This is a genomic window from Rhodococcus sp. NPDC059968 (assembly GCF_042738615.1).
GTDB lineage: Bacteria > Actinomycetota > Actinomycetes > Mycobacteriales > Mycobacteriaceae > Rhodococcus_F.
Genome location: NZ_JBHWUE010000227.1, coordinates 1 through 3,412, shown reverse-complemented (window position 1 = coordinate 3,412; position 3,412 = coordinate 1). Strand labels below are relative to the sequence as shown.

1 protein-coding gene and 1 pseudogene are annotated in these 3,412 nt (G+C 63.3%); one reads left to right on the top strand and one right to left on the bottom strand.

The genetic code is table 11. The annotated features are described in order from the left end of the window. Nucleotides 1-707: 707 nt before the first annotated feature. A pseudogene (moaA, locus tag ACFWAY_RS53245) lies at nt 708-1,760 on the top strand (GTP 3',8-cyclase MoaA). Between the two features lie 308 nt (nt 1,761-2,068). On the opposite strand, the gene ACFWAY_RS53240 reads toward moaA, so the two are convergent. Next, the gene (locus ACFWAY_RS53240) at nt 2,069-3,196 is read right to left on the bottom strand and encodes an XdhC family protein (protein WP_378516467.1); all 1,128 of its coding nucleotides are present in this window, start codon (nt 3,194-3,196) and stop codon (nt 2,069-2,071) included. Between the last annotated feature and the right edge of the window lie 216 nt (nt 3,197-3,412).

Sequence of the window (3,412 nt, the reverse complement as noted above, 5' to 3'; positions counted from 1 at the left end):
GACACCGACCTCGGGAATTCACATAACCGCAGGTTGAGCCGCCACATGCGCTGGCACGTCGAGTTCGACTGTGATCGGTAGCCGCAGGGGCGAGAAGCAAATCATCAGTAGTCAAACAAAAATATGGGTTACGGGCGATCAGCGGTGGTACTGTCCGCACTTATATCGCCGACCTGCTGAATGTCCTGGCGGGCACCGGGAGTCCGGTCGCGGCCGCTACGTCTTTGCAGCACGTGCGCAATACCGTTCCGCGTCCGAAAAGTGCGCCGTACTCGAGTGCTGAAACCAACTGCCCTTCATCATGGTTGCGGACGACTCCGGGTTCTCTTCGCTCCCGGGATGCCAGCGATCCGTGCGGTCGCGAGGAGTCGGCCTCGGGCAGGTCGTCGGTCCGAACAGGGCAGCTGCCTTGGGGGCGGTGACCAGTTCTTTTGCAGGCAAGGCGGTCCGGTGGCATCAGCCTTCGTGCCCACATCGAGTGTGCGTGCGCGGCCCTCGCCGTCGAGGGGGTGAGATCACTCGTGACGGCAGCATCTTCACGTGTTCTCCAATGTCGACAGCGGTATCGTCTGATAGATCACGCCGTTCCGTCGTCGTGGGTTCCACCGACCTCACGCCGACCATTCTGCTGTGGTGGCGGCGGTCATTGGCACCGCCGTCGGCGTATCGACTCGGCTTACTGGATTGATATACGGAAGGGCGGCGCGATGACGGCAGTGGAGATGGGGATTCCCTCTGTGCGGTCGGCCTCACTCGACGGGCGCCCGGACGTCGCGCACCTCGTTGATCGTTTCGGCAGGGTGGCCAGGGACCTACGGGTGTCGATCACGGAGAAGTGCTCGCTGCGGTGCACCTACTGTATGCCCGAGGCGGGCCTGCCCGCGATCCCGGCGGAGCGGTTGCTCACCGCAGGTGAGATCGTTCGGTTGGTCGAGATCGCCGTGCATCGACTCGGGGTGCGTGAGGTGCGGTTCACCGGTGGTGAGCCACTCATGCGCGCGGACCTCGAGTACATTATCGGCGGGTGCGCGGAGAAGGTGCCAGGCATACCGCTGGCGATGACGACGAACGCGGTCGGGCTCGAGCACCGGGTGCGCAGGCTCGTCGACGCCGGCCTGACCCGGATCAACGTCTCCCTCGACACCATCGACCGTGACTACTTCGCGTAGTTGACCCGGCGGGATCGGCTGCCCTCGGTGCTCGCCGGGATCCGTGCCGCCGTCGCCGTCGGGCTCGCCCCGGTGAAGATCAACGCGGTCCTCATGCCGGAGACGCTGAGCGGAGCGCCGGATCTGTTGCAGTGGTGCCTCGACGAGGGCGTGGCGCTGCGGTTCATCGAGGAGATGCCGCTCGACGCCGACCACGAATGGGCGCGGGAGAATATGGTGCCGGCCGACCGACTGCTATCGGTGCTGGGTGCGCGCTTCGATCTCGATGAGATCGGGCGGGACGACCCGTCCGCCCCGGCGGTCCAGTGGCGGGTGGACGGAGGCGCCGCGACGGTGGGGATCATCGCGTCGGTCACGCGGTCGTTCTGCTCCGACTGCGATCGCACCCGGCTCACCGCCGAGGGCACCGTCCGGTCGTGCCTGTTCAGCGACTCCGAGATCGATCTACGCGGTGCGTTGCGGTCCGGGGCGAGTGACGAGGAGTTGGCGCACTTGTGGCGCGGGGCAACGTGGAACAAGTCGGCGGGGCACGGCATCGACGCCGCTGGGTTCGTTCCGCCCGTGCGGAGTATGGGAGCGATCGGTGGTTGACGCGGACTCTGTGGCATCGAATTCGGTCTCCGTCCGGTACTTCGCGACGGCCGACTCCGGATCAGGATCTGTCGGCTTCCAGAACTGAAGCAGGAGTCCGTCGATCGTGTCGGCGGCGGGCAGGGTGACATACGGTGGCCATCCGATGGAGCCGCCAGATGCGGGTCCGCCCGCCAGAGATTGTCAGAGACGATTGATACATGTTCAGTATGTGCCGTTGAAGCGCCGGTCGTGACTGAATGGGGATGCATACTCGAAAAGTGTTTTACCACTGTAGGTTACGTTCGGATTTCTCATTCGGATCCCGGTCAGGTGGAAGCTGTGTGCTCGTGAGATCCTGCGCCGACAGCGATCGGCGGTCGGTGGATCGGACCCGAGAGTAACCGGAGTTCTCCACCGGTACTGCCGCGAAGTGTCTTCATCATTTCGGCGAGAATCGACACTGCGGTTTCCTCGGGTGTCTGCGCGCCCAAGTCGAGCCCGATCGGCGAATGTAGGCGTGCAAGGTCGGCGGTGGAGAGTCCACGCTCGCGCAATGCCTCGACGCGGCGCTCATGGGTAGGCCGACTTCCCATCGCACCGATGTACGCGGCGTGCGAGCGGAGGGCACGCTCGAGGAGGGGAAGATCGAACTTCTCATCGTGGGTGAGCACTGCGATTACCGTCCGCCGGTCAATGGGCGCAGATTCGAGAAATTTGTGCGGCCACATCACCACGATGTCGTCAGCGTCCGGGAACCGGGCTGGGGTTGCGAATACCGGACGCGCATCGATGACAGTTACGTGATAACCCGCGAATGCTCCGAGCCTACAGAGGGCGGCGGCGAAGTCGATGGCTCCGAATATATACATGCGAGGCCGGGGCGCAAAAATCTCCACCATAAGAATGCGGGTCGAATTCGCCTCTCCCGGCACCTCGACTACGTATACAGCGGAGTCTCCTGAATCCAGGCCGCGCTTTACATCTGCAACGTCGTCACGAGCGATGGATAGATCGCCCCACTGCTCATGACGAGAAAGCACGCAGTAATGGGTGGGATATCCCGCGCTAGTGTCGGTGACAACCGCCACCGAGTCTCCCTCACGGATTCGATCCGCGAGTTCGACGAAATGCGGAAAACTCGTACGATCGACGCGCTGGACAAAGACCTCGATGGTTCCACCACAGGTCAAGCCGACACCGAACGCATCATCGTCGGTGACTCGGAAGACGTCTGTCCGACTGCGTCCGTCAGCGAGCACCTCTAGAGCTGTCTCGTACAGGGCGCCCTCCACGCAGCCGCCGGAAACACTGCCGATCACTTCGCCCGACTGGGATACCGCCATGGCCGCGCCGGGCGCGCGGGGTGACGACTTCCAAGTGCGCACTATGGTGGCAAGCGCGAACGGCACGTCGCGGTCGTACCAGGCTGTCAGCCCGGCCAAGATGTCGCGCATCGTTTGTTCTCCTCGGGTGTCTGTTGGCTGAGTACTGCATGGCTGCGGCACGCCTCGTCGAGCACCTTGCCGTACATGATGCCTCGACCGAGCCATACTCGTCCAATGACGGACGAAATTCGACGTCTTCCGGATATTTGCCAATGCCTCGCATCGTCTGCTCAGCGGCATTCGACGCCAACTACCAGGCATCTCCGACTTTCTGGGGCTTGTGTT

Coding starts and splice junctions, on each gene's coding strand:
- ACFWAY_RS53240 (WP_378516467.1), bottom strand. CDS start 3,196: ATGCGCGACATCTTGGCCGGGCTGACAGCCTGGTACGACCGCGACGTG.